The organism is Micromonospora sp. ALFpr18c, from assembly GCF_008868155.1.
In the GTDB taxonomy this organism is placed as follows: Bacteria; Actinomycetota; Actinomycetes; order Mycobacteriales; family Micromonosporaceae; genus Micromonospora.
This window is the reverse complement of record NZ_WBKR01000318.1, coordinates 1-3,950: the sequence shown is the minus strand read 5'-3', so window position 1 is coordinate 3,950 and position 3,950 is coordinate 1. Positions and strand designations below refer to the sequence as shown.

At 71.6% G+C, this 3,950-nt stretch carries 4 protein-coding genes; 1 reads left to right on the top strand and 3 read right to left on the bottom strand.

What is annotated here, in order from left to right; translation table 11 throughout:
• The 3 genes from F8271_RS30345 to F8271_RS30335 form a co-directional block, all read right to left on the bottom strand.
• Window positions 1-761 (bottom strand): hypothetical protein (locus tag F8271_RS30345; RefSeq protein WP_151493222.1); only part of this gene is annotated, 761 nt, incomplete at its 3' end.
• Between the two features lie 152 nt (window positions 762-913).
• A complete protein-coding gene (locus F8271_RS30340; protein ID WP_151493221.1) occupies window positions 914-2,020 on the bottom strand; it encodes an SPFH domain-containing protein in 1,107 nt (368 codons plus the stop codon).
• 5 nt (window positions 2,021-2,025) lie between these two features.
• Window positions 2,026-2,499, bottom strand: coding sequence for an NfeD family protein (locus F8271_RS30335; protein ID WP_151493220.1), 474 nt, complete (start codon window positions 2,497-2,499; stop codon window positions 2,026-2,028).
• Between the two features lie 121 nt (window positions 2,500-2,620).
• On the opposite strand from F8271_RS30335, the gene F8271_RS30330 reads away from it, so the two are divergent.
• Window positions 2,621-3,934, top strand: coding sequence for a serine hydrolase (locus F8271_RS30330; protein WP_151493219.1), 1,314 nt, complete (start codon window positions 2,621-2,623; stop codon window positions 3,932-3,934).
• The last annotated feature ends 16 nt before the right edge of the window (window positions 3,935-3,950 follow it).

Below are 3,950 nucleotides of genomic sequence, written 5' to 3'. Positions count from 1 at the left end.
GTGGGGGTGCTGACGCTTGCGGCGGCGGCGTCTCGGGCGGTTTCGCGGGGCATCAGTCGGCCGGAGCGGTAGCCGATGCCGATGCCGGCGATCAGCACGAAGATCGCGCCGAAGGTCTGCAGCGAGCCGATCAGGGCACCGCCCAGGCCGAGAAGGGGCGCGGCGATGATCAGCATGACGCCGTCGCCGAGGCTGAACGAGCCCGAGCGGGCCACCGCCCAACCGGTCAGGAACCAGCCCACGCTGTAGAACGTCGCGCCGAGCAGGACCAGCGACCGGGCGGAGGTGCCGAAGACCGGCGTCTGCTCCTCCAGCCCGGCGAACGGCAGCATCAGCACGGTGCCGGCGATGCTGACCAGCAGGCCGGCGGCGGCCACCCGGCGGCTGCGGGTCGCGGCCAGCAGCCCGGTGAGCGCCAGCAGGGCGAGCAGGCCGAGCCAGACCGCGGCCACCCAGCCGATCAGGTACACCGCGCGGCCGTCGGCCGGATACGGGTCGTTGCCCACCCCTCCGTCACTGGCCATCGCCACCGCGCCGTAGAGGATGGCGTACGCGGGCAGCAGCCACACCGCGGCCCGCGCGAAGCGGCGCACCGACCAGGCCCAACTGGCGTTCGTGGCCGGGCCGGCCGGGGTGGGCTCACCGACGAACGGCAGTACGCCGAACCCGCCACCGGTGCGCCGGGAGCCCAGCGGAGCCGCCGGGTCGTGCGCGCCGGGCACGGGGGTCGAGGACCACATCCGATTCGCCGGATCCTTCATGCGTCACCTCGCTCGTCGTCGAGCGGTGCACCGACGCGCCGGGGCGCCCCGATTGCCTGGTCACCACCCGTCCTAGGACCGATCGTGGCAGGCGTCGGAGCGCCCCATGAGTCTTTCTCGCATTTACCCGGCCTGGTGGCCGGCAGACTGGATCAGCCGCGCTCGCGCTGGTCGGCCGGGTCCTCGACGAGGCTGGCCGGCGACACCGGCTCCGGGGCGGGCAGCCCCTGCTGACCCTTGCCGCCGGTGGCCTGCGCCTCGGCGACGCGTACCTCATCGTGGATCTGCTGAGCGGCGGCCGCCGCGGCCTGCGCGGCCTCCGCGGCCTCGCGCTCGACCTGGCTCGCCTGGTCCGCGGCCTCCGGTGCGGGCAGGTCCCCCACCATCTGGCTCAGCCCGCCGAGCGCGCCACCCATCCCCTCCAGAGCCTTGGTCAGCTCGGCCGGGACGATCCAGACCTTGTTGGCGCTGCCCTGGGCGATCTGCGGCAGGGCCTGCAGGTACTGGTAGGCGAGCACCTTCTGGCTCGGGTTCGCCTGGTGGATCGCGTCGAAGACCGTCCGGATCGCCTTCGCCTGACCCTCGGCCTGCAGGATCCGGGCCTGCCGGTCACCGTCGGCCCGCAGCACCGCGGACTGCTTGTCACCCTCGGCGGTGAGGATCACCGACTGCTTGTGGCCCTCGGCCGTGAGGATCGCCGCGCGGCGGTCCCGCTCAGCGCGCATCTGCTTCTCCATCGAGTCGCGGATGCTGGCCGGCGGCTCGATCGCCTTGATCTCCACCCGGGTCACCTTGATGCCCCAGCGGCCGGTCGTCTCGTCCAGCACGCCGGAGAGGTGCCGGTTGATCTCGTCGCGGCTGGTCAGCGCCCGCTCCAGGTCCAGCGAGCCGATCACGTTACGCAGCGTCGTGACGGTGAGCTGCTCGATGGCCTGCAGGAAGCTGGAGATCTCGTAGGTCGCGCGGACCGAGTCGACCACCTTGAAGTAGAGGACGGTGTCGATCGAGACCACCAGGTTGTCCGAGGTGATCACCGGCTGCGGCGGGAAGCTGACCACCTGCTCCCGCATGTCGACCTTGGTGCGGACCGCGTCGATGAACGGCACCAGCAGGTTGAGGCCGGGGTTGAGGGTGCGCTTGTACTTGCCGAGCCGTTCCACCACGTCCTGGCGCTGCTGCGGCACGATCCGCACCGCCTTCGCCAGCGTTATCACGGCGATCAGCGCCACCGCGATCACCAGCACCCCGATTACCGTCATCCCGTTCACCCTCTCGCTTCCGGCAGCTCGCCGGCGGAAGAAACGTCGTCCTGCCAGACCAGGGCGGTCGCGCCCCGGACCTTAATCACCCGAACCCGTTGACCAGGGTCGTAAACCTGCGTCGTGTCGTACGAGCGGGCGCTCCAGAGCTCGCCGTCAATCTTGACGAGGCCGTGCTCGGCGTCCACCCGTTCCAGCACCATCGCCGTGGAGCCCTCGATCGCCTCCACACCGAACGGCTGCTCGCCGCTGTCCAGCGCGGAACGGCGATGCCGTCGCATGACCGGGCGGGCCACCACCAGACTCAACGCCGACACCACCGCGAAGACCAGCGCCTGCACGGCCACCGGCGCGCCCAGAGCGGCAGCGCCCGCGGCGGCGAACGCACCGACCCCGAACAGAATCAGGAAAAGCGTCGTCGTGAAGATCTCGGCGACCGCCAGCACCACACCCAACACGATCCACACCACGGCGTCCACACCACGATCGTGACACGCACATGCACGCGCGACCTTCCCGGGAAGATCAGTAGGCTCGGCGAAGCCATTTCCGGCCGACCAAAACACCTGAAATCAGCGGCGCCGATCCGAGGAGACCCCCGTGACCCTGCTGCCCGAGACCGCCCGACAGATCGACACCCGGGTCGCCCAGGCACAGGCCGACGGTCACGCCCCCTCGCTGGTACTGGGCGTGGTCCGCGACGGCACACTGGCGCACGTGGCCACCGCCGGCGAGCACCCCCGCCCGGGCGTCGACCTGCAGTACCGGCTGGGCTCGATCAGCAAGACGATGACCGCCACCCTGATCATGCAGTTACGCGACGCCGGCCGGCTCGCCGTCGACGACCCGCTGGAGGAGCACCTCCCGGGTACCGGCGTCGGCACGCTCACCCTGCGCCAACTCCTCGGGCACGCCAGCGGCATCCAGCGCGAACCCGAGGGCGACTGGTGGGAGCGGACCGCCGGGGTCGACCTGACCACCCTGCTCGCCGGGCTCACCGCCGACAAGATCGCCTACCCGCCGCACGCCACGTACCACTACTCCAACCTGGCGTACGGGCTCCTCGGCGGCGTGCTCGAACGACTCACCGGGACGCCCTGGATCGACCTGCTCGACGAGCGGATCCTCACCCCGTTGCGCATGCGCCGCACCACGTACACCGAGACCGAGCCGTTCGCCCGCGGCTACGTCGTACACCCCTGGCACGACACCCTGCGCGAGGAGCCACGTACCGACACCGGCGCGATGGCCCCGGCCGGGCAACTCTGGTCGACGATCGAGGACCTGGGCCGCTGGGCCGCGTTCCTCGCCGACCCCGACCCGTCGGTGCTGGCCGCCACCACGTTAACCGAGATGTGCTCACCCGTGGTGATCAGCGACCTGGAGGCGTGGAAGAGCGGGCACGGCCTCGGGCTGGAGCTCTTCCGGGAAGGCGACCGGGTGTACGTCGGGCACGGCGGCTCGATGCCCGGCTACGTCGCCTCGTTGGCCGTACACCGACCCAGCCGTACCGCGGTGGTCGGCTTCGCCAACTCGTACGGCCTGCGCACCGGGCACATCGGCGCGCTCGGCCGGCAGCTCCTCACCCTGGTGCTGGACGCCGAGCCCGCGCCGGTCACGCCCTGGCTGCCGGCCGCCGCCGCGCCACCGGCCGAACTGGCCGAGCTCACCGGCCGCTGGTGGTGGATGGGCAGCGAGATCGAGGTGTCCGTCGATGCCGCCGGCGAACTGCGCGCCGGCCCCGTCGGTGCGCCGAATCTGCGCTTCGTGGCCGAGGGGCCGGACCGGTGGCGGGGCCACGCCGGCGACGAGAATGGCGAGATCCTCCGCGTGCTGCGCGACGGCCACGGCCGGGCAGTCGCCCTGGACATTGCCACCTTCGTCCACACCCGCACCCCCGACCAGGTGCCCTGAGTCCCGCGCTGCCCCC